General features: G+C 41.8%; 1 protein-coding gene. It reads left to right on the forward strand.

Annotation, left to right across the window (positions count from 1 at the left end; all coding sequences use genetic code 11):
* Positions 1-526 precede the first annotated feature (526 nt).
* Positions 527-1777 carry a group II intron reverse transcriptase/maturase gene (gene ltrA, locus G5V56_RS15580; RefSeq protein WP_166966791.1) on the forward strand — a complete coding sequence of 417 codons (1251 nt, stop codon included), beginning with the start codon at positions 527-529 and terminating at the stop codon, positions 1775-1777.
* Positions 1778-1874: the final 97 nt, after the last annotated feature.

The following is a 1874-nucleotide window of genomic DNA, read 5'->3' on the forward strand; positions in this document are numbered from 1 at the left end:
GTGTGCCGAGAGTAACGAACGGCTGAAAATCGTTACGCAACTGTTTATAAGATGGTGGAGCCGATCCACCGGTGTTGTCCTACAGGGGAGAGCACCAAACTACCATAAGGTGCTTTGGTAAAGAGCCAAGGTATTGAGCGTTATGGAAACGACCAATCCAAGAGTTTGGTCAGGTATGGATAAAGGAGATGAATGCAAATGAACCTCTGAAGAAGTGTCGAGAAAGTGCAACAATCTGTCAAAAGTGTTTGAAGTATGACAAACATGACAAGTTCAGCGGTTACCTGTTTACTGGCTAAGCGGCAGGCGTCATTTAGGAGGCATGACCTTTATTCGGGCTTATTTACGGAACTCGGGAACCTGTACAAAGCTGCAAAGTGAAAAGCACAATAGCGCAAACTAGAGGCCAAATAGCGATGCTCTGTACAGGGGCGGACTAATCCGTAGTAGTGATGAAGGTTTTGTAATGAAACTGGAGCAAAGGGATTAGCTTATACAGTTTATCAATTTTACAACTCGCAAGAGGATGATTCAATTTGAGAAGACAAAATCGTTACCTATTACCAAAGAAATGGTAAGGGAAGCTTACTTACAGGTAAAGCGAAAAGGAAAAAGCGCAGGTATAGACAATCTAAGTATGTCAGATTATGACAAGCAAAGACATCGACACTTGTACAAAGTCTGGAACCGCTTAGCCTCGGGCAGTTATTACCCACCACCAGTCCTACAAGTTGAAATCCCAAAGAAAAACGGTTCTATCCGTCAATTGGGGATTCCGACGATTAGCGATAGAGTAGCACAAACGGTGATAAGAAATCAAATAGAGGAAAGACTGGAAATAATCTTTCATCCACAATCCTATGGTTATCGACCAAAGCGCAGTGCTCATCAAGCACTTGAACAGGTACGTAAAAACTGCTGGAAACATGATTGGGTGATTGACTTGGACATCAAGAACTTCTTTGATGATATCGACCATAACAAGCTGCTCAAGGCTCTGGGCAAACACGTTGAAGAAAAGTGGGTGCTTAGATACATCGAAAGATGGCTCAAAACTCCACTTCAAACCCGAAAAGGTGAAATCATCGCAAGAACAAAAGGCACACCGCAAGGTGGGGTGATAAGTCCACTATTAGCCAATCTGTTTCTGCACTACACCTTGGATGTTTGGTTTGGGAGAGTGAACTCTACCATTGAATTTGTACGCTATGCAGATGATATTATCATTCATTGCCAGACGCAAAATCAAGCAGAGCATATCCTACAGAGCATAAAAGAAAGATTGGAGTATTGTGGATTGACATTGCATCCAGATAAAACAAAAATCGTGTATTGCAAGGATTTTAGAAGGCAACAAAAGTATGAAAAAGTACAATTTGACTTTTTGGGATATACTTTTCAGCCACGCACCTCAAAATCAAAGAAAACGGGGAGACTGTTTTCAGGATTTGATTGTGCCATTAGTATCCAGTCACGGTCACGGATATTTGAACGGATCAGGAAAATGGAAATCCCAAGAATGCGATGTGATAGTATTGTAGGTATTGCACACCACTTAAACCCAAAGCTCAGGGGATGGATACGCTACTTTGGTAAATACCGTGGTTATAGTTTGTCCAAAGTGTTTTATGTACTTCGTATAAAACTGGTAAGATGGGCAAGGTATCGCTATAAACGGTACAGAAATAATCTAACAGATGCCTATAGATGGCTGGACAGAGTTCGGAAACAATTTCCTAGTCTGTTTTATCACTGGTATGTTGGATATTCGAATTAAGTGTATAGATTTGTATAAGAAGAGCCGTATGATGGGAGACTATCACGTACGGTTCTGTGAGAGGCTCGGGGTGAAACTCCCCTTGTCTACTCGACAC

The organism is Yeosuana marina (assembly GCF_011762485.1).
Lineage (GTDB): Bacteria > Bacteroidota > Bacteroidia > Flavobacteriales > Flavobacteriaceae > Yeosuana > Yeosuana marina.

Excerpts from the sequence above, each read along its gene's own strand:
- ltrA (WP_166966791.1), top strand. The coding sequence starts at position 527 with ATGATTCAATTTGAGAAGACAAAATCGTTACCTATTACCAAAGAAATG.